Annotated in this window: 21 protein-coding genes and 1 pseudogene; 9 read left to right on the top strand and 13 right to left on the bottom strand. The window is 58.5% G+C overall.

Going from position 1 to position 25441, the window contains the following annotated elements:
* Positions 1 to 3: 3 nt before the first annotated feature.
* The 5 genes from WC811_RS07350 (at position 4) to WC811_RS07370 (ending at position 4086) form a co-directional block, all read left to right on the top strand.
* Positions 4 to 1479: an ATP-binding protein gene (locus WC811_RS07350; protein ID WP_372642537.1), complete on the top strand. Its 1476-nt coding sequence runs from the start codon at positions 4 to 6 to the stop codon at positions 1477 to 1479.
* Complete coding sequence (locus WC811_RS07355; protein ID WP_372642539.1) at positions 1476 to 2165, top strand: response regulator; 690 nt, start codon at positions 1476 to 1478, stop codon at positions 2163 to 2165. Before WC811_RS07350 ends, WC811_RS07355 begins: the two co-directional genes overlap by 4 nt.
* An 83-nt stretch (positions 2166 to 2248) precedes the next feature.
* The gene (locus WC811_RS07360; RefSeq protein WP_372642541.1) at positions 2249 to 2893 is read left to right on the top strand and encodes a hypothetical protein; all 645 of its coding nucleotides are present in this window, start codon (positions 2249 to 2251) and stop codon (positions 2891 to 2893) included.
* A 41-nt stretch (positions 2894 to 2934) separates the two neighbouring features.
* On the top strand, positions 2935 to 3633 hold the full coding sequence (locus WC811_RS07365; protein WP_372642543.1) for a VWA domain-containing protein: 699 nt from the start codon (positions 2935 to 2937) through the stop codon (positions 3631 to 3633).
* Between the two features lie 18 nt (positions 3634 to 3651).
* Positions 3652 to 4086, top strand: a complete 435-nt coding sequence (locus tag WC811_RS07370; RefSeq protein WP_372642545.1) for a DUF3617 domain-containing protein — start codon at positions 3652 to 3654, stop codon at positions 4084 to 4086.
* A gap of 452 nt (positions 4087 to 4538) precedes the next feature.
* Here the strand turns inward: WC811_RS07370 and WC811_RS07375 are convergent, their stop codons facing one another.
* Both WC811_RS07375 and WC811_RS07380 read right to left on the bottom strand, forming a co-directional pair.
* Positions 4539 to 4907, bottom strand: coding sequence for a hypothetical protein (locus tag WC811_RS07375; protein WP_372642547.1), 369 nt, complete (start codon positions 4905 to 4907; stop codon positions 4539 to 4541).
* 291 nt (positions 4908 to 5198) lie between these two features.
* Positions 5199 to 6542, bottom strand: coding sequence for an NAD(P)/FAD-dependent oxidoreductase (locus WC811_RS07380; protein ID WP_372642549.1), 1344 nt, complete (start codon positions 6540 to 6542; stop codon positions 5199 to 5201).
* A gap of 409 nt (positions 6543 to 6951) precedes the next feature.
* Between WC811_RS07380 and WC811_RS07385 the strand changes: the two genes are divergently transcribed.
* Positions 6952 to 8475 (top strand): fatty acid desaturase, encoded by a 1524-nt coding sequence (locus tag WC811_RS07385; RefSeq protein ID WP_372642551.1) that lies wholly within the window; start codon positions 6952 to 6954, stop codon positions 8473 to 8475.
* A gap of 201 nt (positions 8476 to 8676) precedes the next feature.
* On the opposite strand, the gene WC811_RS07390 is transcribed toward WC811_RS07385, so the two are convergent.
* The 6 genes and pseudogenes from WC811_RS07390 to WC811_RS07415 form a co-directional block, all read right to left on the bottom strand.
* Positions 8677 to 9036, bottom strand: coding sequence for a hypothetical protein (locus tag WC811_RS07390; RefSeq protein ID WP_372642553.1), 360 nt, complete (start codon positions 9034 to 9036; stop codon positions 8677 to 8679).
* A 13-nt stretch (positions 9037 to 9049) separates the two neighbouring features.
* Complete coding sequence (locus tag WC811_RS07395; RefSeq protein WP_372642555.1) at positions 9050 to 12205, bottom strand: efflux RND transporter permease subunit; 3156 nt, start codon at positions 12203 to 12205, stop codon at positions 9050 to 9052.
* Complete coding sequence (locus WC811_RS07400) at positions 12202 to 13680, bottom strand: efflux RND transporter periplasmic adaptor subunit (protein WP_372642557.1); 1479 nt, start codon at positions 13678 to 13680, stop codon at positions 12202 to 12204. The genes WC811_RS07395 and WC811_RS07400 overlap by 4 nt, the downstream gene beginning before the upstream one ends.
* A complete protein-coding gene (locus WC811_RS07405) occupies positions 13677 to 14072 on the bottom strand; it encodes a FixH family protein (protein WP_372642559.1) in 396 nt (131 codons plus the stop codon). Before WC811_RS07405 ends, WC811_RS07400 begins: the two co-directional genes overlap by 4 nt.
* Before the next feature lie 105 nt (positions 14073 to 14177).
* Positions 14178 to 14573, bottom strand: coding sequence for a hypothetical protein (locus tag WC811_RS07410; RefSeq protein WP_372642561.1), 396 nt, complete (start codon positions 14571 to 14573; stop codon positions 14178 to 14180).
* A gap of 107 nt (positions 14574 to 14680) precedes the next feature.
* Positions 14681 to 14786, bottom strand: a pseudogene (locus tag WC811_RS07415) (cation transporter); the annotation flags it as partial.
* 390 nt (positions 14787 to 15176) lie between these two features.
* Between WC811_RS07415 and WC811_RS07420 the strand changes: the two are divergent.
* Positions 15177 to 16181, top strand: coding sequence for an AI-2E family transporter (locus WC811_RS07420; protein ID WP_372643700.1), 1005 nt, complete (start codon positions 15177 to 15179; stop codon positions 16179 to 16181).
* Here the strand turns inward: WC811_RS07420 and WC811_RS07425 are convergent.
* The 5 genes from WC811_RS07425 to WC811_RS07445 form a co-directional block, all read right to left on the bottom strand.
* A complete protein-coding gene (locus WC811_RS07425; protein WP_372642563.1) occupies positions 16105 to 17946 on the bottom strand; it encodes a metallophosphoesterase in 1842 nt (613 codons plus the stop codon). The genes WC811_RS07420 and WC811_RS07425 overlap by 77 nt on opposite strands.
* Positions 17947 to 18002: 56 nt before the next feature.
* A complete protein-coding gene (locus WC811_RS07430) occupies positions 18003 to 19454 on the bottom strand; it encodes a GntP family permease (RefSeq protein ID WP_372642565.1) in 1452 nt (483 codons plus the stop codon).
* Positions 19455 to 19458: 4 nt separating this feature from the next.
* Positions 19459 to 20511: a patatin-like phospholipase family protein gene (locus WC811_RS07435; RefSeq protein ID WP_372642567.1), complete on the bottom strand. Its 1053-nt coding sequence runs from the start codon at positions 20509 to 20511 to the stop codon at positions 19459 to 19461.
* A gap of 68 nt (positions 20512 to 20579) precedes the next feature.
* The gene (locus WC811_RS07440) at positions 20580 to 21149 is read right to left on the bottom strand and encodes an HdeD family acid-resistance protein (RefSeq protein ID WP_372642569.1); all 570 of its coding nucleotides are present in this window, start codon (positions 21147 to 21149) and stop codon (positions 20580 to 20582) included.
* 120 nt (positions 21150 to 21269) lie between these two features.
* Positions 21270 to 21569 (bottom strand): hypothetical protein, encoded by a 300-nt coding sequence (locus WC811_RS07445; RefSeq protein WP_372642571.1) that lies wholly within the window; start codon positions 21567 to 21569, stop codon positions 21270 to 21272.
* Positions 21570 to 22190: 621 nt separating this feature from the next.
* Here WC811_RS07445 and WC811_RS07450 point away from each other — a divergent pair.
* Positions 22191 to 23498: a hypothetical protein gene (locus tag WC811_RS07450; protein ID WP_372642573.1), complete on the top strand. Its 1308-nt coding sequence runs from the start codon at positions 22191 to 22193 to the stop codon at positions 23496 to 23498.
* A gap of 373 nt (positions 23499 to 23871) precedes the next feature.
* Positions 23872 to 25419: a B12-binding domain-containing radical SAM protein gene (locus tag WC811_RS07455; protein ID WP_372642575.1), complete on the top strand. Its 1548-nt coding sequence runs from the start codon at positions 23872 to 23874 to the stop codon at positions 25417 to 25419.
* The last annotated feature ends 22 nt before the right edge of the window (positions 25420 to 25441 follow it).

Below are 25441 nucleotides of genomic sequence, written 5' to 3' on the forward strand. Positions count from 1 at the left end.
GTGATGCAGCTGTCATCTCGAATTTTCGGCTTTGGCGACCGCCTAAGGGAGGCGGCGTGGTTCGGCCGCTCCATCCGCCACCAAGTTCTACTCGCAATTTCCGCGATGCTTTTTCTTGCGACTGTGCTGATGGGGACCACGGCCGTTCTCAATGGCCGGCAATCGGTGAACGTCGAGATCGAAGCCTCTATGGATACCGCCGAAGGGTATCTCCGCGAGTTGGTCCGGCGCATCACTGCCGAGAACAAGTTGTCGGAACTCGACGACCTCGTGGCGCGTGAAATTCAGCATTTGCGTCATGCTCGCGTTTACATTCAAGATAACGACAAGCCACAGCGGATGTTGCGGTCGCCGGAAACCGTTTCGGACGTCGAAGACGCCGAGGATCGGACACCGGATTGGTTCGAGCAGCTCATGATGCCCAAAGGGGGCAACGATCATACCCGCGTGATAAATATCGAGATGAACGGTCGGTCCCTGATTCTTAAGGGCGACCCGGATGACGAAATCGCGGAAAAATGGGAGCAACTTTCCGCGTTCGCAACTGTTGCCCTCATCGCCATCGTTCTTATCATGGCGGCTTTCTATTTTGTTCTTGGGCGCATCCTCAATCCTCTGACCGCGTTGGCAAAGGGGTTGGTCGCGCTCGAGGCCGGCGAGCGTTCGCGGCGCCTCGACATACCGAAGGTAAGCGAAGTAGCGGACATCGCGATGAAGTTCAACTCGTTGGCCGCGTCGCTCGATCAGGCGCGGGCAGAGAATGGCGAGCTCTACCGGCAAATACAGTCTGTGCAGGAAGATGAGCGACGCGAGATCGCGCGAGAACTTCATGACGAAGCGGGTCCCTGCCTCTTCGGAATCACGGCGAATGCGGAATCCATCGGCAGCCTCACGAATTCTCTTGCCGCGAAAGACGGCGATTCCATTCGAAAGAGGACCGACGAAATTCTCTCGATAGCCACGCGGCTCAAAGCAATGAACCGCGCGCTTCTAAAGCGTCTTCACCCTGTGTCGGTCGGCAAGGTGCCGCTCTCGGCACTCATTCAGGAATTGGTATTCGATTTCGAACGTCGGCATTCAAATGTTCGAGTCGGTCTGTCGGTCGCGCCGTTCATCAAGGCCTACGGCGAACGCATTGATCTCACGGTCTACCGCTCGACGCAGGAAGCATTGACGAATGCCATCCGTCACAGCCGGGCGTCCCATATCGTTGTCGAACTTCGGGAGGAGAGCACCGGCGACGGGGCTAATCACGGTGTCATCGCGTTGCGCATCAGCGACGACGGAGTCGGGCTTAAGCCGGATAACGAAGCCGGATTCGGATTGTCCGCGATGAGGGAGCGCGTGCTTGCATCCGGTGGCAGCCTCGTCATCGCGGGGCATGAGCCGCATGGAACGACGATTTCGATAAAAATTCCGCTGTGGCAGAGCGATCTTCACGGCGGCTCCATCAATGCGTTTAACCGGGCTTCTGCATGACCAAAGTTCTCGTAATCGACGACCATCCGATCGTGCTTCAGGGATGCCGTCGCGTTTTAGAAGACGCCGGCATAGTGGACATCACGCTCGCCTCTAATCTCATCGATGGTTTTCGTGCTTACCGGCATGACAAACCCGATCTGATCATCGTCGATCTTGCGATCAAGAAGGGCGTGCTCGGAGGACTGTCGTTCATCCGCCGCCTGCGCATTCACGATAAGCACACGCCGATCCTCGTGCTGTCGATGCACGAGGATCCGATGATCGCCAGCCAGTCGCTGCGGCTCGGCGCCAACGGCTACATCCTGAAAGATACCTCGTCGGTCGATATCGTGAAGGCGTTACAAGCGGTCCGGAATGGCAAGGCATTTCTGAGCCACGCCATCGCGTCCGCCATCGCCGTGATGGAGACGAAAGGCCGGACCAACCCGCTCAACGGCATGACGTTGCGCGAACTTCAGACGTTGGAACTCATTGCCCAAGGCAAGCAATACGCCGCGATCGCGGAGGAGCTTCACGTCAGTTACAAGACAATCGCGAATACGTGCTCGCAGATCAAGACGAAGCTTGGCGTCAGGTCGCTACCCGAGTTGATGCGTATCGCGATCGACCATCTCCCGGAGATGTCAGGGCAGCGGGCGAACGACAGGCCAGTCCAGCCGATGCGTTTCGGGAAGGTTTGGTAGCCCGAATTGCCATGACACGGCAGGCCATCTTGCGTCATTTGTTTGTTTTCCAAAACACAAGAAACTGCTCGGGAAACACCTTCATGCGATCAGGTCTGGTTGGATTATTTCTTCTCATTGGCGCTCCGGCGTTTGCCGGCGAGACGTGCAAAGAGCAAGTCGATGCTGCGTTCGCCAAGTTACGCGGAGAAAAGGCGTTCCGCCTCGAAACGACGATCAAAAATACCGACGGAATGCTGAAGATGAAGGCAGACTATGTGCTGCCGGATCGCATGCGCCAGACCGTGACCCTCGGCGGCGACGGCGTGCCGATGGAGATGGTCGTGATCGGCAGGAAGGCGTGGTCCAATCAGGGAGGCGGTTGGGCGGAGCTTCCGCAAAATTTCGCGGACAAAGTCGCTGAGCAAATCAAAGAGACCGTAGCCGAGGCGCCGAAGGTCGCGACGGACTACAAGTGTATCGGTGACAAGGATTTCGAGGGTAAGACGTATGCTCTCTATCAGGCCGCGCTTGCGATGCCACTTTCGGCAGACGCGAAAGATAAAGGTCCGCGCGTCACAGCGATGAGCGTCCCGAACCTGCAAAACGTCTATATCGATAGGACGACGGGTTTGCCGGTTCGCAATATCGTTACTCCAGTGACCGATCCGAACAAGCGGCTCTATGATGGGACCTTCTCGGTCGACCGCGATTTGACGATCGATCCTCCGTCCGTTTCCGCCAACTGACGTGAACCGTCGTTAGGCGCGAGCCGTTGATCGGACACACCATGCCGAAGTTGTTCCCCGCAATCGTGATGGGACTGGTCCTGGCCGCGAGCCACGGTGCGTTGGGCGAAGACAAAGTGACATGCACATCGAATGCGATGATTGTTTTCGACGCGTCTGGCTCGATGTCGGCGAGCGACTTTCCCAGCGGAGAGTCGAATAGAATTGATCGCGTGCGGCAGGCTTTTAAAAACGTTTTGCCGCGCGTTGCTTCAGCGAGAGATCTCGGTCTTGTTGTTTACGGCCCCGGATCTCATCGTGACGACTGTGAAAATGTAGACCTGCGCTTTCGGCCGTTGCCGAATGCAGCGACGAAGATCCAGACAGCGATCGATCGCCTGACCCCTTATGGAAGAACGCCGCTTACGAAATCCGTCGCACTTGCTGCGGATGCGCTTGGCGCGGCTGATAAAGCCGCCACTATCATTCTTCTGACCGACGGGGAGGAGACGTGCGGCGGCGATCCCTGTCAGCTCGCAACCCAATTGCGTGCGACGTGGCCCGACACCGTCGTCCACGTCATCGGCTACAAGCTGCAATCTCTAGATGGCCGCCCGCTGGTATCCGGCGCTAAGTGTCTGGCCGACGCGACTGGTGGCCACAACCTCACTGCCGAGACGGTAGAGGATCTCGTCCGAGCGCTCGAAAAAACATTGGGCTGCGATGCGCTGTCGCTTAATGGCTCTCGCATCAACCGCTAGATGGAAGCAGCTCTCACAATGCGATTATCTTCTCTATCGTTTGCGGCTTTGGTTCTTGAAGTCATGCTCACGATTTATGCGTCGCCGGCATTCGCCGACGAACTGCCCGTCAGAAAGGCAGGGCATTGGCGGCTGACGACAGTCGCGGAGACCGTCGGCATGAAGACGTTCGATACCTGCATTACGGCGGTAGATCCCGTGATCACGGGAATTGGCGATAAGAATTGCCAGACCTCGGCCGTCAAGACATTGGGCGATGAGCGCTACGTCGATGTCGTTTGCCGAAGTCCAGCGGGCAAGGAAACGACAAGCACGGTGCTGACGGGGGATTTCACGACGTGGTATCATGCCATGTCGAAGATCACGTTCGACCCGGCGCAAAATGGCGTCGCACACATGGGCGTGACGATCGACGGGAAATACCTCGGGCCTGATTGCTCGCCGGAAAAATAATTCGGGGTAGCCGAAGGAGTCTGGCACGACGCTATGCTTCTCGACCGCGAAGAAAATGCGGCTGAGAATGCGTTGTTGCCGCTAATCCAGATTGTTCATGCTACCATGCGGGCCCTCACCGCGCCTGAACGGTTCCGACGCTCGGGCGTGTTCCGCTGCCTAAATTGGCAACCAGAGGATGGCAATCCTTCATTTGCGCCGATCCGCGTTTGCGAAAGGGGTCCCTTTTGATGCAAGGCCTCCGCTGTCAACCTTTGTCCGGTCGAAGGAGTTCGGGTGGGACGATCGTCTCAATCTTTCCGGTTGCGACGTCGTAAACTAGGCCCGAGACCATAAACCCGCCGGGGAGATTGGGATTGGATTTAGCTTGGCCACATCGATGGCCACTGCCTTAAACGGATCGGTGATGGCCAGACACTCGAGATCTTCCGGCGGAACGCCCATATGCTTCGCTAACAGCTCCGGGGCGTGGTTATAGCAATGGGTGATGCCGCAGTCTGTGTGTTGAAGCACAAAGGGTCCCAACCAGCGCCCACCTCTTGCCCCGCCACGCGCGACACAACTCTCAAAATGCCTATCGTCTCGAAGCGCGACGGCATTACTCTTCCGCCGACGTTGCGGATGATCGCCACCTCACCCGCCAGCTTGAAAAGCTCCATTGGGTCGACGCGGGGATCGACGCAACCGATGATCATCGTCTGGCGCGACGGTATCATTTTTAATTTCGGGTTTATGCCGGTGTGAGCAAACTCCGCGTTGCGCTCGATTAGGCTTTCGAAGAAATCCATCTTCATCTCTTTCGTTTTGGCTGAGCTGACCATTGGGCGTCCCGGAGCTCGAACTGCGCGGCCATTTGGGCGGGCATTAGCAAAAAAAAGGTTCTCGGACACCATCGTCAAATCTTGGAATGGAGGCGCTCCGCAGGAATGCCCGACAGTCGTCTGAAACTAAGCGTGATTATCGGACGCTATCCGTGAGAAACACACCCGAACTCTATGCCCTGACCCTTATCACCACAGCAACAACCCTGCGAGATCGCCCCCAAACCGGACGTGATCCTGCACACGCCAAATGCTTCGCGAATGACCCGAAGCCGACGATGCTTCGGAGTGCTATTGGGCCTTTCCGCGATCGCACAACCAGTCGTCAATCTTCATCGCTGTCGTCACGGCTTTGGCAGCGATCGAGCGAAGCGGTTCCGGTGGTAGCGGAAGCGACCGACGATTGACGAACCAGAGATCGGTGAGGTCGGTCTTTCGATCAAGCACGAGGTCGCGAATGATGCGACCATTCATGTGGGTCATCGCCACACCATGGCCGGTGCAACCGACCGCGTATATCCCGGCGCCGCCATCGACAGTCCCAACCTGTGGCGTTGAATTCGAGGTAACGGAAAATGCGCCTCCCCATCTGTAATCGATGCCTATGTTTCGCAGCGCCGGAAACGTCGTGCCAATAAATTGCTCGAGGTGGTTCCATGCTGTTGGATAGGCGTCGTTGTCCATATTGCCAGCGAAGGGGACGACTCCCGGACCGCCGCCGACGAGCAGCCTCCCATCTGGCGTCAGGCGATAGAAGTGCATGAAATTGCGACCGTCCTCTATTCCTTCTTGTCCCATCCAGCCCATCGAGGCGCGTTGCTCGTCGGAAAGTTTCTCGGTAACGACGATATACGCGAACGCCGGCACCTGCGTGGATGCAATTCCTGGCAGACGATGCGTGTATCCGTTCGTCGCATAAACGATGCGTTCGGCGATGATCGAGCCACCGTCCGTAACGATGTAATAGCGGCCCGCTTGGCGCCTTACATCGAGAACTTTCGTCTTCTCGTAAAGCCGCGTGCCGTTTTGCAGCGCCAGACGCCGCAGCGCGTCCGACCATTTTATCGGGTTGATGAGCCCGCAACGCGGCTCATAGCAGGCGCCGAGGTACGTCTCTGATTGCACGCGCTCTTGCGTCTGCTCACGATCTAACCATTCGAATCCTTCGACGCCGAGCGAGCGAAAGAATTCGATCTCATTTTGAATGCGCATAACATAGGCTGGCGAGGTCGCGACTTTCAGAAAGCCGTTGCGCTCGTAATCGCAATCGAGCGAATGATCGTGCAGTGTCTCCTCAAGCGCCGTAATAGCGCGCTCCATATACGTGTGCGCATCTCGAACGGCATGACTGCCGTGCAATCTCTTCATCAAACCGGTGGAGGCGCCAAACAACGTCATCACGAAGCCGGCGTTTCGGCCGCTGGCGCCGAAGCCCGTGGTCTCAGCCTCTAAGACCGAGACTTCGAGACTCGGATCTGCGGCCCTCAAATGGTAAGCGGTTGATAGGCCGGTATAGCCGCCGCCAATGATTGCGACATCAGCCTTCACGTTGGACCGAAGAGCGGGCGTCGCCTCGGCCACAGGCCGTCCCGCCATCCAGTAGTTGCTAGGGCGAATAGCAGCCGTCGCGCTCATCGGCGTATCCTTTGGATCTTGCAGGCTGCCACATTGCGTACGCTCGCTCACAATATGCAACGAAGAGATAAATTGACCATACAAAGAGAGCGTCTACGTCCAGAAAGTCACTTGAGCAATTGAGACAGCGTCTCAAAGCATTTCAGCCGTCCAGCTACAATTTTCCGGTCAATAGCCTGATGCCCCTTGTCGGATCACGCCTCGAGGCGAAGACCCGGACGCGAACGCCAATCCAACTGCAAACGCGCACCTGGATGTCGACCGCGATCGAGCGTCGCCGCTGAGCCAGCCCATCGGGCGAGACATCCACACAGCAAAACTGGACATAGAGGAGCAGTTACCGGGGTAACAGCCTGGGCGTGGGCCCCCAGATAATATCGCTGAACAATTCAGCTTGGGGATCGCGAGAATGGCAAACGGATTGTATCAGTCGAACATTGCGGAGTTTGCTTTGCAGCCTCAGTCAGGCGGCAATGTGGAACGCGAATCCTCATTTCTCGGCGGATTGTTGACGGCCTTGGCAAGTGTGCTCTCAGGGTACTTCATTCTGGCAGCGGGCATGCTCTATTGGCTGGTTGCCGGAGCCGGCGCGCTCGGCGCCTGGATTTTTCCGCGCTCCATCATCAAGCGGCACCCATGCGCATGGCTCATCGCAGCGTCGGGCTTGACTACGGCCCTCACCCAGTCGGTGCCCGGGTTCTTTCCCGATTACAGCAACCCGCGTGAAGTACTTCTCGAGGTTTCTTTCTGGCTGTCGCTCGGCCTCGTCGCGCGCGCCTACCTTCTTTACACCGAGTGCGCGGATACCTTCGACGGTCTCAATACGTCAATCGCTCAACGCCCTCTTGAGCGCTGGCTCGCAAACGTGCTGCATCATCCGGTCGATGCAGTCTTCACCCGCGTCTGGGTCGCGAACTCCGTCCTCATGGCGCCGATGACGCTATTGCTTATCCTGCCCTACACGATCAACTATTTCGTCATCATGGCATATGCGACGACACTTCTGCTCGGCCAATTCCCACAGGAGGTTGTCGAACACCAGAACATCCATACGCGCGTCTTTGCGCCGAAGATCGGCTCCGGTCCGCGCATCAAGATGCTGCTCAACGTGCTGCAGTTCTATTTCGAATATATCTTCGCGCTGCTGACGTCGCGCGTGCCGGGCTTCTACCGCGTGCAGCACGTCTACGTACACCATGCGGAAGACAACGGTCCGCTAGATACTCAATCGACGCTACCTTATGACCGCACGAGCTTTTTCGACTTCAGCCGCCACGCCTTTTGGCAGTCAATCGATCTCGTCACCGGGTACCTGCTGATCGGTTATCTCGTGAAGAAGGGCAAGAAGCGGCAGCTGCGTGAAGTCATCAAGGGTTTCGCGATTTGGTACGGGTTTGTGCTCGCTGTAGCGATCTTCAATCCAGCGGCGGCCATCTATCTCTTCATCTCGCGCTTTCTCGGCGGCCCGTTCATTACGCTGATCACCTTCTACCAGCACGGCCTTGTCGATCCAGATGACCCGCACGAGGTTCATTGTCATACGACCGACTTTGTCGATGCCGAGCACGGCAATCTCGGCTTTGACTATCACGTCGAGCATCATCAGAAGCCGGCCCGTCACTGGAGCCACTACTACGAAGAATATCTTCGCGCGGCCGGCATGGACGGCGGCCACAAAGCGATCGTCATGCAGAAGGAACAATTCGGCCCTCTCGCGCTCATGGCAGCGCTGTGGCGTAACGACTTCCTCGCAATCGCCAGACATGCTCACATCCGCAATATTCCCCAGGATAATAGAGAGGAGCTGATCCGCATCATCGGAGAGCGCACGCGTCCAATCGGCATAACAGCGCGTTCGGGAACGTCAGCGAATATCGACCGCGCCATATCACGTCTTATGGCGATCGCTTTGCCGACGTCGTTCGCGGTTTAAGTGGCAGAACCTAGATGACCACTCGCAGCCTTACGTGCTCCAGCGCTTAAAAGCCGCGTTCGCGGTTGAAGAGTGAATAGATTCCGAAGGACTTCTAATACTACGTCCGCTCACGCCCCATCCAGACGTGCCATGGTGTCCAATTCGAATCCGGAAAGCCCCCCGAATCCGACGTCAGCTAAAGAGTTCAAATTGGTACGTTCAAAACGAAATTAGGACACCACGCGAACTTCCCGAAAACTGGACAACGACAGCGACCTCAGCGGCGCCGACGCCCTCGGCCGTTTGGTGCCTATCCGCAAAGAGGGCAAGGACACTCTGACGCTGCTGACAACGCGCTAGGTGGTTTTCTAATTTTCCTCTGACAGGCAGATGAACGGTCCGGTCCGCTTGCCCTGAGAGTTCAAGTAAGCCGGTTGGACTGCAGTGATGGGCCTCCGGCGACTTGCGCGAGAATAGATATTTGAGCGGCGCCGCAATCCCGAGCACGAGCGCGGCGAGCAGGAGCAGACCGAGAATGTCTATCGTCCACATCATGCCCGCACTGCCGTTGCCCATCATCGTGGCTTCTCCTTCATGACGGGGTCGCTTCGAGCCGGTGCGTCCGCGCCGGCGCCTTGGCCGGCAGGCGCCAACCTGTCACCAAGGCGTAGATCGCGGGAATGACGATGAGCGTCAGCAGCGTTGATGACACCATGCCGCCGATCATCGGCACGGCGATACGCTGCATCACTTCCGAGCCGGTACCGGTGCTCCACATGATGGGCAGTAACCCCGCCATGATGGCCACCACCGTCATCATCTTCGGCCGCACGCGCTCCACCGCGCCGACCATGATCGCGTTGTAGAGATCGGCGCGCGTGTAGGGTCTCCCCTCGATGATGCACTCGGCCTGAACTTCCCGTGAGGCGTGGTCGAGGTAGATCAGCATCACCACGCCGGTCTCGGCGGCAACGCCCGCCAGCGCGATAAAGCCCACCGCCACCGCTACCGACATATTGAATCCCAGCCACCACATCAGCCAGAAGCCGCCGACCAGCGCGAACGGCAGCGACAGCATGACGATCAGGGTTTCGGTGAGGCGCCGGAAGTTGAGATAGAGCAGCAGGAAGATGATCATCAGCGTCACCGGCACCACCAGCTTCATGCGGGCCTCGGCGCGTTCGAGGTATTCGAACTGGCCGCTCCACACGAGATAGGTCCCGGGCGGCATTTTCACCTGCTCATCCACCGCCTTGCGCGCGGCGGCCACGTAGCCGCCGAGGTCGCGGCCGCGGATGTCGACGTAGACGTAGGTGGCGAGCTTGGCGTTCTCGGTGCGGATGGTGGTGGGTCCTTGCGTGAGCTTGATGTCGGCGATCTCACCCAACGGCACCGTGCCGCCGTTCGGCAGCGACACCACCACGTTCTTGGCGATGGCTTGCGGGTCGGACCGCAGGTCGCGCGGATAGCGGAGGGCGACCGTATACCGTTCACGCCCTTCGACGGTGGTGGTGAGGGGTTCTGCACCAAGCGCCATCGAGACCACATCCTGCAGATCCGAGATCATCAGGCCGTAGCGGGCAAGCTGTTCGCGGTTGGGCAGGATTTCGAGATAATAGCCGCCCATGACGCGTTCGGCATACGCGCTGGAGGTGCCTGGGACGGTTTTGAGGACGGTTTCGACCTGGCGGGCGACCTGATCCATGGCCGTGAGTTCAGTACCAATCACCTTGACACCCACGGGCGTGCGGATGCCGGTGGACAGCATGTCGATGCGGGCCTTGATCGGCATCGTCCAGGCATTCGAGACACCGGGGAACTGCAGCGCCTTGTCCATTTCAGCGATGAGGCTGTCGGTCGTCACGCCGGGCCGCCATTCCTCCTTCGGCTTGAGGTTGACCACCGTCTCAAACATTTCGGTCGGCGCCGGGTCGGTGGCGGTTTGCGCTCGGCCTGCCTTGCCGTAGACCGAAGCGACCTCGGGGAACGACTTGATGATGCGGTCCTGCATCTGCAGCAGCTCCGCCGACTTGGTGATCGACACGCCGGGCAATGTCGTCGGCATGAAGAGCAGCGTGCCTTCGTTCAAGTTGGGCATGAACTCGCTGCCGACTTGCGTGATCGGCCAGACCGACACCGCGAGGATCGCCATGGCCAGCACGATGGTGAGCGTCTTGGCTTTCAGCACGGCGCGGATGACCGGCCGATATATAGCGATCAGCGCGCGGTTCAGCGGGTTCTTCGCTTCCGGGATAATGCGGCCACGCACGAAGAGGATCATCAGCGCCGGCACCAGTGTCACCGACAGGATGGCGGCCGCCGCCATGGAGAAGGTCTTGGTGAAGGCCAACGGGCCGAACAGGCGCCCTTCCTGCGACTCCAATGTGAAGATCGGCAGGAACGACACCGTGATGACCAGCAGCGAGAAGAACAGCGCCGGACCTACTTCCGCCGCCGCCTCGATGAGAATTTCGGTTCTCGGTTTCCCCGGCGGCGCGCGTTCGAGGTGTTTGTGAGCGTTCTCGATCATCACGATGGCGGCGTCGATCATGGCGCCGATGGCGATGGCGATACCGCCGAGGCTCATGATGTTGGAACCGAGGCCGAGCAGCTTCATGGCGGTGAAGGCCATGAGGATGCCGACCGGCAGCATCAGGATCGCCACCAGCGCGCTGCGGAAGTGAAGCAAGAAGATGATGCACACCAGGGCCACCACGACGCTTTCCTCGAACAGCGTGTGCTTCAAGGTTTCGATGGCGCGCGCGATCAATTGCGATCGATCGTAGACCGAAACCACCTCGGTGCCGGCGGGCAGCGACGGCATGATCTCCTTCAGCCGATCCTTGACGTTGTCGATGACGGTCAGCGCATTGGCGCCGGAACGCTGCAGGGCAATGCCGCTTGCCACTTCGCCTTCGCCGTTCAGCTCGGCGATACCGCGCCGTTCGTCGCCGGCGATCTCGACGTGGGCGACATCCTTAAGCAGCACCGGCGTACCGCCGTCGGACTTGACCATGATGTTGTTGAGGTCGTCGATGCCCCGCAGGTAGCCGCGGCCGCGTACCATGAACTCGTGTTCGGACAGCTCCAGTGTCCGGCCGCCGACGTCCATGTTGTTGCCGCGGATGACGTCGCGGAGCTTGGAGAGAGGTATGTTCAGCGCGCGCAGGCGGCTAGGGTCAACGACGACATTGTACTGTTTAACGAAGCCGCCGACGCTGGCCACCTCGGCCACCCCTTCGGCCTTGGACAGGCCGAAGCGCACGTCCCAATCCTGCATCGAGCGCAGGTCGGCGAGGGATTTGTTCGGCGACTGCAAGATGTATTGGTAGACCCAGCCCACGCCGCTGGCGTCAGGCCCCAGCGTCGGCGTCACACCGGCGGGCAAACGCTTGGCGGCGGCGCTCAGGTATTCCAGCACGCGCGAGCGCGCCCAATAGATATCGGTGCCGTCCTCGAAGATGATGTAGACGAACGAGACGCCGAAGAAGGAAAACCCGCGCACAACCTTGGAGCGCGGCACCGTCAGCATCGCGGTTGTCAGCGGATAGGTGACCTGGTCCTCGACCACCTGCGGCGACTGGCCCGGGAACTCGGTGTACACAATGACCTGGGTGTCCGAGAGGTCGGGGATGGCATCCAGCGGCAAGGTCTTCACCGCCCACACGCCTGCCACCACCACGAAGGCGGTGGCGATGAATACCAGCATCAGGTTTTTCGCCGACCAGGCGATGAGACGGGCGATCATTGGCTTGCCTCCGTGTTTGAGGGCGTGGTCGGCGATGCCGCCTCGAAGCCCTTCAGCGCCGATTGCAGGTTGCTTTCGGCGTCGATCAGGAAGTTGCCGTTGACGACGACCTTGTCGCCTTCGGAAACGCCGCTGAGAACCTCGCGGAACCCGTCACCGGTGCGGCCGAGTTTGATGTCGCGCGGCTCATAGCGACCGTCGCCGAGGTCAACCAGCACCACCTGCCGGTTGCCGCTATCGATCACCGCGCTCTCTGGCACCGCAAGCGCATCGGCATTGCCACCGGTGGCGATCTCGACGTTGCCGTACATATCCGGCAGCAGCGCTATGTCGGGATTGGGTAGATCGATACGGACCTGTGCAGTGCGCGTCTCTTTCATCAGGTGAGGATAGAGCACCGTTACCCGGCCCTCGAACGTGCGGCCCGGATACGCGCGCGTCGTGACCTTGACCCGCTCTCCGGGTTTCACGGCGGCGATGTCGCCCTCGGCCACGTCGGCCATCATCCACACCACGGAATGGTCGGCGACGCGGAAGCCGACGTCGCCGGCCTTGAAGCCCTGGCCGTCGCTCCAATTGCGTTCCAGCACGTCGCCGCTAATCGGCGCGCGGATGGTGAAGGTGTCCGGCACTTCGCGGTCGTGCTTAACTTGGTCGATGAACTCCTGCGTCACGCCGAGGTTCTGCAGTCGGCGGCTGGCGCCGACCACGCCGCCGGGGCCTTTGAGGCCAGGAGGAGTGAACGCATCATCGCCGCGCGTAAAACCGGAACTCTCTTCGATGAGCAGGCGGGCGGCCTGGTCGAGGATCGCCTGGCCGAACACCGTCGCCAGCACGTCGCCTTCCTTCACGTGGGTGCCGGTGGTGACGTCGCCCACCTTGACCACATAGCCGTCGAACTTCGGGGCCACCACCGCGACGCGGCGCTCATCAATCGCCACCGTGCCCGGCGCCTGGATGGTGCGGGTGATGGGATGCCGGCTTACGGCGACGGTCTCCACGCCGATGCGCTGGATCTTGCCCGGCGACACCTTGACCGATCCGTCGTCGCTGTCCTCGTCGTCATAGACCGCGATGTAGTCCATCCCCATCGAGTCTTTCTTCGGCGTGGGCGAGGTGTCCGGCAGGCCCATCGGGTTGCGGTAGAACTTGATCTTCTTGGCGCCCGCCGGTGCATCGGCGACCTGCGCGGCAGAGGCGGCCTTCGTCTTTTGATCGAAGGACACATCCTCGCTGGCGAGGACGGCCACATAGGCTTGCCCGTCGTCGGTGTTGCGGGGCGTCAGCGAATAGAACGCTTTGCCGTCCGGGTCGCGGTAATAGATAACCGGCCCGATGGCGGCGGGGTGGGCTTCGGTCATGACCGCTACCTGCGTCATCGGAAGCTTGAGCAGGCCCGTCTGGCCGGCCCACAGCCCGGCTCCCGCCGCAGCCAAAATGGCTACGGCGGCAACCAATCCCTTGAGCGGGCTCATTGGGTGGCCTTGACGATGAGCTTGTTCTCGACCGTTCCGGTCTCGCCCTGAACCTTGGCACCGAGCGACAAGGCCCACCCGCCGGCCATGCCGAGGTCGGTCTTGAAGCGGTAGACGCCGGGTTCGGTGGACGAGGTCAGCTCGATCGGCGCGGTCATCGTCTCCGTGCCGTCGGGGCCCATGTCGATGCGCTTGGCAAAGATCACGGCGTCGGCGATGGCGCGGCCGGACGGTTTGTGGACGAGCTTGACCGAAATGACCGCCGCGCCCGGCTTCACTTCCTTGTCGAGAAGCTGGAACTCGTAGTCCTTGGTATCGGCCATCGCCGATCCAGCCATACCCATGAGGAGTGCGACGCCGATGGCGGCCGCACGCAATGAGGAACCTTGCATGTTGGAAATCTCCTGTTGTCGTGAACCGGCGCGGGCCACAATGGCTAACGCGCGCGCGTAGCCACGGCGTCAGCCGCGGCCGCAGTCACGCCCGATGGGCGCGGTTCAGACGCTGGGAGGTCGGAGGAGCGGTGGGATCAGGGAACTGGCGGTGACGCGCGACGGTGTCGGCATCACCCGTTCGCGGGGCACAACCCCTTGCAGCCGCGCCTCGGCGGCGGGCGGCGACAGGGGTTGGAAACATTTGACCAAGCAGCTGCCCATTTCCGGGCAAAACTTCTGCGGGCAATTCGGACAATGATTTGCGGGCTTGGCACAGTCCATGTCTTTCGACATCGAGGCCATCGACGTGTCGTGGCTGTCGGCCGCCATCGACGTTGATTGGGCGGACATCGCGAAGGCGTAAGTCGAGGCCATCGGCATGGAGAGGAGCGCCCCCAACATGGCGACCATGCCGAGGACCAAAAACCAGCGCTGGAACAGACGGTTTCTCACGAGCATGAGAGTGGCACACCTTCGGCTGCACCGCAACATAGGCGCTGCCGCCTTAATGACCGATGATAATGCGTAATGCGATACTACGCCGCCACTGCCTGCCGGCGCTCAGCCTAGGCCTGGCGCAGAATCTGCGCGGACGAGGTGAGGAACACCCCCGCCATGACGCTCGCGACCAGCAGGTCCGGCCACTTCGCCGGCGCTGCCCCACACGCCGAGGGTATCCTTTCTGAACTTCATTCGATCTCTGCAGCTCCACCAACTTTTTGAAGGCACCTGGGATGACCGGAAATGTGCAGAATGACCGCAGAGCAGCGAGATTCACGTTTTGGGTGGGTGGGAAATTCCGGCGCTCCCGAAGCAGTGCTACCAGTACGCTGACTGTCGGGACTTATGAATGACGGGCGGTTAGAATTACGGGCCACGGCGCTATCGCGGAACCTAACATTCTGGTTCAGTTAAAAAGTGGCGCAGCCATCCCTAAATTTGACGTCCGCTCTTCTTTCGAACGGGGATGACTTGACCGACGGAAGTCGCAAGCCCAGACTTTCCGTCGTGACAGATCCCGAATCCTCACCTCAGTCAGAGACCAGCCGTTCGCTTATTGCGATGGTCGGCTTGTGCACCGTTGTGCTGGTGGCAGCCGCGCTCTCGCTGGCACAGTCTGTTTTCGCCCCGCTGGCTTTCGCGCTCTTTGTTATAGCGATCGCGTGGCCGCTCCAGCGGCGTTTACAGGCCAGCATGCCGCGTCTTCTCGCACTCGCTCTAACAATGGCGGCGACGATCTTTGTAGCAGTCGTCTTTGCGTCGTTGGTTGCTTGGGCCGCAGGTCGCGTAGGACGCTTCGTCGTGAGCGACGCGAGCCGCCTTCAGGCGCTTTACGGCTCGATTGCCTCTTGGCTCGAAGGCCATGGCATCGAAGTTGCCGGAGTTTGGGCGAACTATTTTAGCGTCGATCAATTGATCCGCATGGCTCAGCAGGTCACCGCTCACCTCAATACGGCGGTCAGTTTTTTGATCGTGGTTTTTATCTACGTTCTGCTTGGTCTGCTGGAGGTCGATGACGTTTCCCGCAAACTCCGAGCATGGCGGCGCGGAAGGCTGGGCGAGGTTTTGCTCGCCGGGGGCTCGAAAACCGCCTTCAAATTCCGGCGCTACATGCTCGTTCGAACATTGATGAGCGCCATGACCGGACTTCTGGTGTGGGGATTTGCGTGGCTAGCAGGGCTGCCGCTTGCTCCCGAATGGGGCGTCATCGCGTTCGCGCTGAACTTTATCCCATTCATAGGCCCCTTGATCGCGACCGTGTTTCCCACCGTATTCGCCATGGCACAGTTCGAATCGTGGCAAATGGCGGTCCTTGTATTCGCGTGCCTCAACGTTATTCAATTCGTGGTGGGCAGCTATCTGGAGCCTCGGTTCATCGGTAATGCATTATCGATTTCGCCCTTTGTCGTTTTGTTCTCGGTCTTTTTCTGGACCTTTCTGTGGGGCCTCGCCGGAGCCTTCATCGGTGTTCCGATCGTGATAGCTCTCCTCACGCTTTGTGAGGAACATCCGTCGACGCGCTGGATCGCCGACCTTCTTGGCTCGCCTCCAGCAGATCGCCGATAGCAGCTACGGGTTCCGCCGCCGGCGCCGGATTGACGCCGCCACGAAGAACGACGCGCTCCGGCTCGAACAACGCGATGTTACCATCTGCTCCAATACCGAGATTATGAATGTAAAAATATGTGTCCCGATCGTCCGTCACATCCATGATAGGTGAGGGAGCCGAGACGATGACGAGATCTCCGCAACGTCCGATCCAGTCGATATGGCGATGTCCATGCATGAGCACCGCTCGGCTTCCCAGCGGTTGCATACGGCGTACAAACCACGTTCCATTTATGAGCGCTGTACCAATTCGTTCGGATAATGCTTTTGCTGCCTTAGGATATTCGACCACGTGATGGTGCAGCGCGACGATCCACTTGGCCTTGGGAAAATTCTCCACCGTTTTTTCGATCGCTCGCATCTGTTCCGTAGATACGAGACCAAGCGCGTTGGTAAACGAGAAATGCGTTTGCGCATTTGAATCCAGAAGCATGACTCCGAGGCCGTCCTCCGTATCGGGAGGCAGCACCATGGGAAAGGTCTGCGGCCACAGCTCAGCCAACTCCCATGTCAGGCGCGCAGTACCCCGGTCGGCGAAGTCGGCAATGCGCTCGGCGTGGGGTTCAAGAAACTCATCGAGAGTCGCGCCGAGTTTTCCGGTCGCGCCGTCGACGACGCGGACGCGGTCGCCTTGCAAGCTTTCCATCGCCGAAAGCGCCCGAATTTCACGCAGACGTTTTTTTGGGCTCGTTGGCAAATCCAGGCGGGCGGGATTGGCCCTGTCCACGACATTGAGGTCGTGATTTCCCGGAAGCATGACCATCACCTCGACGAGCCGCGGATAAGGAGACAGCGTATCGATGAACTCCGCCCACTCCGAAGAACGCCCTGCATCTGTGATGTCCCCCGTGATCAATATGAGATCGAGGGGATCGCGCGCATGGATTGCATCAAGCTTCGAAAGTGCTTGCTTCAGGCGATTATTGCCCCTCGGACCGGAACGCCCTCCCTCGAGGCGAAATCCGAATCTTTCCCCGACAACATGAATGTCGGAAAGATGAACCACCCGCCAAATTTTCCCGCCGAGCGGCTTCGGTCCGAAGTGCAAAAGATCGAGCGGCTGCGTCATGACGGTATCTGCCAGCCCCCACACTAGCCCGGCGACAGCCGTATAGGCCGCGATGATGACGACGCTATTGTGGAGTGCGGCATAGGCGAGAGCAGTCGGGGATGAGAGATCGGTTAGCGATCCTGTCCAGCGTGTGCCCGGCCAAGCGAGCGTGACGACCCAAAGCGACAGCCCGCAGATCAGCAGGCCCGAGGCGGCGGAACTGATCGCGCGCGCAGTGGCGCGTGCGTATTGATCGACGTCGATCGGCAGAAATCTCTCGGCGAGCTGACGCAGAGCCTCGCGCGACAGCGCATAGGCTGGTTGCACGGCCAGTGCGTTCAACGACCAGAAATTCGTCTCGATCAGCCGCCACAACGGCTTTCCGCCGAACCAGCCCACTCCAATCAGAATGGCAAATAATATGGGAGCCAAAAGGCCCGTATAAATTGCTGCTGCCTTCGACGAGACGGCGCTGATCCAGATCGATGCAAGCAACGGCGCCGCTCCGAGCAGCAATGCCGGTAACACAATGAGAATTGCCCACGCGGCAAAGAGCTTCGGCAGGCTGATTTCAGCCAATAGGCTTCCGGCCAACGAGATTAACGTTCGCCGTTTTGTGCTCGATGCGTCGTCCTCGACATCGCCGTGACGCGGGTCGACGATCGGGCGCATTGCGTTGTGTCTCCTATGCGATCGGTTCGCGACATCAGCACGCGATAACCAGCCGATCAGAACGATCCGAATATTGAACCTAGCACGATCACTGCCACCAACGCGATAATCGCGCCGACGATAGCGACCATGACGATGTCAAAATAACTCTCCCGATGAGTCGAGCCGCAGACGGCAAGCAGCGAAACGACTGCGCCGTTGTGGGGTAGGCTGTCCAACGTACCCGAGCCGATCACCGCGACACGGTGCAAAAGAGCCGGATCGATCCCGTGTTGCGCTGCGAGGTTCATATACGTCGGGCCGAGGGCGTCGAGCGCGATCGTCAATCCGCCCGATGCCGATCCTGTCAGCGCGGAAAGAATGTTAGTGGCGACGGCGAGGGAGACGAGCGGTCCGCCGCCGATCGATAAGACCCAGTCTCGCACCATCGCGAAGGCGGGTAGCGCCGCCACGACCGCGCCGAATCCGACAAGGCTCGCCACGCTGAATGCGGGCAAGACCGAAGCGTTTGCTCCAGCGTCCATACTCTCGCGAAGGGCCGGCAGACGTCGTTGGTTGATGATGATAAGCGTCACGATTGCCGCAAAGAGCGCGGCCGCCACCGACCACACGCCACCAACGGCCGAGAGGGATGTCGAGCCCCACCGAGGCTCAGCGAGAAAATCGGCGTTAAAGCGCGGCAGGACAAACATCGACATCAAGAAATTGACGCCGACGACCACGATCAACGGCAACGCGGCCAAAGCGATGGGAGGAGAGGTTCTGCTGCGATGGCCTCGATGGATTTCGGCCGGATCGAATTCACGTGCGGTCGTTGCGAGTTCCCGCACAAGTTCATCATCCACTGCCGCATCGACGTTCACGATCGAGTCACCGATACTTTCGCCGGCGACGCGCGCGGCGTTTTCGGCGCGGCTGAGCCACCACAGGCCAAAGCCGAGCATAATAGCCGAAGCGATAATGCCAAGGCCGGGCGCGGCAAAGGGCGTCGTTCCGAAGAACGGCATCGGGATCGCGTTTTGAATGGCCGGCGTTCCCGGAAGCGCAGACATGGTGAAAGTGGATGTTCCAAGAACGATCGCCGCCGGCATGAGCCGGAGTGGAATGGCGGCGGCACGAAACAACGCTCGGGCCATCGGTGCCAAAACAAAAAATGCAACAAAAAGGCTGACGCCGCCATAGGTGACGATCGCGCCAGCGAGTACGACGGCGAGTATCGCCCGCTTTTCCCCGAGCCGTTCCGTCATAAAGTTGGATATGGCAGCAACCGATCCACTGTCTTCCATCAGCTTGCCGAAAAGCGCACCAAGAAGAAAAATCGGAAAGAACTGCGCGAGAAATTGCGCTGCGCTTCCCATGAAAGTCTGCGTCCAATGGGCGAGCAATGGCTCTCTCGCGAACGCGGCAGCGATGAGCGCGGCTGCGGGGGCCAGCAAAAGTACGCTCCAACCCCGGAAGGCAAACCAAACAAGAAGACCAAGAGCAATTAGGATGCCGACAAGACCCACCGCGTCATACTCCGTCGAGAAGGGTGTCGAGGTCGAACGAGGACCGTTGACCTAAACACTTTCCATCCCGCTCAAGAAAAGCTTCGGCCGACCGACGCCCCTCGTCGCGCAGCATGCACAGAAATTCCCATTCGGCGTTGAGTTTGGAGGAATAGCCCAGAGCCAGCATCGCGTCGGTCGAGATGCGATGAATGCGCATGCCGGCCCAGAGTGCGCCCTCGCAGTTGCCCGGATCGGCGACCTGCCGCAACATCGCGATCATGCGAAGCTCCTTCATCAACACGGTATTGAACGAAACCTCGTTAAGCCGATTGAGAATATCGCGTGCAGAGCGCGGGATTTCGGGACGCTCGATCGGATTGATTTGAATAAGAATCGTATCTTTAGAAGTGCATTCGCGGACGAGAGGCGTAATCGTAGGGTTGCCGGCGTAACCGCCGTCCCAATAGCTTTCTCCGTTGATCTCGACTGCCTGAAACATGGTGGGCAGGCACGCAGACGCGAGTAAAACCTCGGGAGAAATATCGACGTTGCGAAACACGTGGCCTCTTCCCGTGCGCACGTTGGTTGCAGTAACGAACAGTTTGATCGGCGCACGGGCCAGCCGGTCGAAATCGATGTTTTGATTCAGGATTTCGTGTAACGGATTTGATCCTGCCGGATTCAAGTCATACGGCGAGAGAACGCGCGACATCAAATCCATCGCAACGAAAACCGGCGATGTGTCGAGCGTCCAACGTCCCAGCATCACGTCGAGAGGCGTTCGCTGGAAAGGGCTAAGCAACGCCGCGCGGGATACGTTGCGCCAATATCTTTCCAAGGCGGCGCGCGCTCCTGCGGCGCCGCCCTCAGCGTGGCCGTCAACAAGAACGGCGGCATTCATTGCACCTGCCGACGTACCGGAAATGCCGTCGATATTGAGCCAGCTTTCCTCCAGCAAGCGGTCTAAGACTCCCCACGTAAAAGCGCCGTGGGAGCCACCGCCCTGCAAGGCAAAGTCGACCGAACAGGTCTCTCTGTCGAGCGTCCTGTGAGCGTTGGAATTTTCAGCAGCCATCGTCGCTCAATTGAACCCGCGAATCCGTCGCCCGAACGCCGAGCCGCAACAATCAACTCTCGACCGCGTCACTCCGGGACAGGACTTTTTTCCTGCCTCAAGCGACCGCCGAGTGAAATCCACCACACGCCATGGAGCATGAGGTCGATGCCAACTAGAAGCCCCAACACCCACATTCCGCTCACTGGCCACTTCGCGAGAATGACGAGCCCCGCAACGATGCCGACGATGCCGGAGATAAGCAGCAGCGATCCAAACCACTCCCAGTACTGCATGGCCTGGAAGATCCGTACAAAGCCGGAAGCGATCAGCGACAACGCGAATACGAAAGTGAGAATGAGAGATCCTCGCGCCGGATCCGATATGAGCATCAATCCGCAGACGGCGTACAGCAGCCCGACGAGAAGCCTCAAAATGAAGCCACGCCAATGCTGCGCGGAGAAGGCCTGAAATACCTCCGACGCGCCGGCTACAACGAGCAAAATGCCGATGAGAACGGCGCTGATCACGGTGGCTGCAACGACGTCGCCGAGAACGAAGAGTCCGGCGAAAATGAAGATGGCGCCAACCAGAATTGCTCCCCACCAACTGGGATCTGCCGTCTCTGAGCGCGTCTCAAGTATTGGTCTGGCTGTCATGTCGAACCTCCCAGAAACTCAAAGAAATGAATGTTAAGCGCCCTGCCCGGAAGCGAACTTATCGTTTCGAGACAAGGCGCCGATCGCAATTCTCAGTGACGAGGATGAGCCTGAAATTTCTTACTTATCGGTAGCGCTTGGCGAGGTCATTTTAGGCACTTCGTTGCTCATGGAATTCGTCGCCGGAAGCTTGCCGTCGTCGCCCATCCGGTGCGAGGTGCCTTCCGTGCCGGTGCTTGATCCCGTGCCAGCGCCCATATCCGGAACGCGGCCACTGACTGCGCCGCTCGCCGGAAGTTTGCCGCTGTCGCCCATTGTATGGGATGAGCTGTTCGCGGCGGGTTGATCTTCAGCTGTTGCTGGAATAGTCGCAGCGCCCAAGAGAAACGTAGCGGCCGCAGTCGCGAAAATATATTTCATCGTCTGGACTCCTTGGTCTTCCTCCAAGTGTCCCCCGTCTATTCCGCAGTATAGAGGAGACGCGCCTCATATGTCCTGGAATTATTTTTTATGATCTGGGACACGTCGATAATTCAAATTGTACGTTTCGCTTTTGCTGTTCAATTGCCAGTTCGCCCTGCAGATGGCTATCGGCATTAACCCTGTAAGTAATTGCCACGGCGGAGCAACGAGCGTAATTTCCGAGCCTTTTCCGGCGCATTAAAAATTTTGCGGATTCATCGTCCGCCCGAATATGAAGACACTTTCTCACCAAGCGAACCCTAAGAACGCCTAGCTACGAATTCCCGGCTGAAAAGGCGTTTTCCTATTCAGGAGCGTCCAGATCGCGAGGTATTTCAAATGGAACGTAGAGCATTTCTGATTGGAACTGCGACGGCGATTGCTGCAACGACCGCTCAACCCGCTGCCTCACAATCTCCCCCCGTTCCCGGACAACCATTAGCGCCAAGCGATATTGAGGGAGCTGTTGCCCGGCTGCGAAAACAATACCTTTCGGAGTTTGACGCTGCGTATGTCGAAAACGTGATCGTTCCGCATTTTCTGGTCAGTACATACCAAGGCGAGCGGTTGAGCTTGCCGATGATCGACGTCAAATTCACCAAAGAGAATGCCCTTCCTTACGATCTTTGGGGTCTACTGAGCGAAAGCTGGAAACCTGCTCCGGAAGATGGAGTCACCGTTTTCCTCCAGGGGCTAGAAAAGCGCGGACCTGATAATCGCCGGAAGCGAATTTACATGTCGGCGCTGACGCCGGATTTGTACCACCCGATGTACGGCGAGAAGGTCGAGCTCTTCTTCGATAAGCTGCTCAGCGATGCCAACTCAAACAAGCCTCTCATGCGTCCCTACTTGGAGAGCTATTTCGACCTGTATTGGGATTTGCACCTCGGCGTCAAAGGCGACGCGGTTCCTAAGAGAGTTCGTCAGATCGGCGAAAGTTTCAACACGGTCCTGGCCTATCGCGATCCAACCCAAAAGATTGTCTACGACAATTATATGGAAGTCCGTGAACACCTGGCGTTTTTGAAGGAATGGATCGATGAGAAAATCGCAGATCTCAATAGCGGCGCGACGCCTCATCCTGAAAAGACGTTCACCTATTACTGGATCAAAAATGCCGGAGACGGTGAATATTTTGCGCACCAGGATGTCGTCTTCGAGGTGTTCCACAACTTCGTCGCGCTGAGCCAATGGGGTAATACGCTTTACAACATCATGCTCAAGCTGGCGAAGGATACCGGCGATCCCGATACGAAGACTTGGTTCAAGAAGACGATGGAAAGCGATTTCGATAACGCCGACGGCAAGGCCTTCACGCCCCTCGAACGGTTCGTGATGGAGCTGTTCCGCACGATCACGCCGAACGGCGGGAGCATTTCCGCGATGAACGAAGTCAGGCCCCCTCCCTTTCAACGGTTCGGCTATGTCGTCAGTCCACATTGGGACACGAGCTTTGATCCCGTACAGTGGAAGGATCCCGATAAATTCGATCCAGACCGCTACAACAGCGTCCCAACGAGTCATCAAATCGACGAAGCCAAAGCCGAGCAAATCGGCTTTGCAAAATGTCCGTTCGACAGGACGTCGTTCGACGTCCGGGATGGACGAAAGGCGACGATGCACAACAGCGGCTTCGGAACGGTCTATGGCATCATCGACGACAAGCCATTCCCCGTATGCGATCACGCGGGCTTCGCGTCTTTTGGCTTCGGGTACCGGCGCTGTCCCGGCGAACAACTCACCATCCAAGTCTTCGAGGATTTTCTGCGGAAGATATGGAAGGATAAAATCGGCTTCCAGAAACTCGACATCGCCAACCCGGAACCGCTTCCTATCGGCCCGACGACCGTTATCGCCGACAATGTTGGATTTACGAGGACGGCCTAGATTGTATTGCGTAATGCTTTTTGGAAGCGGTAAGCCATATCCGCTTATGGCCAAGGGCGGAACTCCGCCGCGCAGCTTGTGAGGTGCGCCTTTTCGGATGAAGTTGGCCGTGGCCGAAGCGCCAGCGGATCCGGATCGGCGCGGGCTTGTCCGACGAGCTATTGAACGTCTGAAAGCACGCGTCAAACGTAGCCCATCGGAACATTGTCGAGGCTATAAAGCTTTTAACCCCTGACTCCGCCGTATAACGAGCGCCTTCGTAGCGGCAAGATCGGACGTTATCTTGTGGGCGAATACGGAGGGACCGACTGTGGCCGATATAGTCATAATCAATCCGCGCTTCGATGTGTCCTTCTGGGGGATGGAAAAATGTATGAGCATGCTCGGCAAGCGCGCAAATTTACCGGTCGCGTGCCTTCCACTCCTTGCGGCATTGGTTCCTAAGCATCACGACGTCACGCTCGTTGATGAGAACGTCGAGGAGATTGATTTCGACCGTCTCGCCCGAGCAGATATGGTGTGCGTAACGGGGATGAGCATTCAAGGGCGGCGACTTCGAGAAATCCTCGTTGAGGTTCGCAAACGTGGCGTCCTCACGGTCGTCGGCGGCGCCATGGCGACCGTCGAACCCGAAGAACTCGATGGCTTGGCCGATATTATTTTCGTTGGCGAAGCCGACGAGACGTTTCCTCAGTTTTTGCGCGAATGGGAATTGGGAAAACATCGAAGCCGTTACGTCCAGGCCGAAAGGACTGACATGACGACGCTTCCAGCGCCGAGGCTCGATCTTCTCAAATCACAGCATTACATGTTCGGCAGCATGCAGATTTCGCGCGGGTGTCCGTTCACCTGCGAGTTTTGTGACATCATCGTTACCTTCGGTCGCAAACCCAGACTGAAATCGAGCAAACAAGTCATGGCGGAACTCCAGGCTTATTATGATGCCGGTATCAAGATCGTGTTTGTGGTCGATGATAATTTGATCGGAAATAAGAAAGCGATCAAACCCATCCTACGCGATATGATCCAATGGCAGGAGGAGCATGCTTATGCCCTCACCTTGTTCACAGAGGCGTCTCTCGACTTGGCCGAAGATGATGAACTTATGAGGCTTATGGGTCAGGCCGGATTTCAAAGTGTCTTTATCGGCATCGAAAGCCCCAATGAAGAATCGCTGAGGGAAACCAAGAAACTTCAGAATGTTCGAGAGCGAGCGGGAACGCTGCTTGAGCGCGTGCATCGGATCCAAAGCAGTGGCCTTGATGTCTGGTGCGGAATGATCGTCGGTTTCGACAGCGACAAGCCCTCCGTCTTTCGAGAGCTCCCCCGGTTTCTTGCAGATGCGCGGATCGCAAATGCCCTCATTGGACTACTCCACGCGATCCCGACCACCCCCCTCTACGACCGGCTGAAGAAGGAAGGCCGGTTGAACGATGATGACGACAGCGCGGCCTTCGGTACGAATGTCGCTCCATTGGGTATGTCGCGGGAAGATTTGCGTAAGGGTTTCGTCGAGATCACGGGGAAAACCTATACGGCCGACGCCTATTTCGAGCGTGTTGATGCGCTATTTATTGATGGCAATTTCAAATTCGCCGTGCATCAGCTTGAGTATTGGCGGCACCACCGCGGAGCCTGGGTAAAGAGCTTCATTGAAAACTACATCATGTTTTTCGTGCTAGCCGGGCGCTTGGTCTCATCGGTCGAAGATCGCGCATTGCGAACCAAATACCGGTCTCAACTTTTCCGGGCTTTTCGGACGCGGCGGTTTGAGCCGCAGCTGCTTTTCACCTATGCCGTCAAGACGGCCATGCACTATCACTATGCCTCGATAAGCGACGCGCTCGCGGCAGCGGGCGACGGGCCCCTCCCTCAAGCGGTGAGATCGTTCTCTCGTGCTCCCGGGCGAGAAGCTGCCTAGCAAGCGGAGACGACACATTTTT

Source organism: Hyphomicrobium sp., assembly GCF_041659645.1.
In the GTDB taxonomy this organism is placed as follows: domain Bacteria; phylum Pseudomonadota; class Alphaproteobacteria; order Rhizobiales; family Hyphomicrobiaceae; genus Hyphomicrobium_B.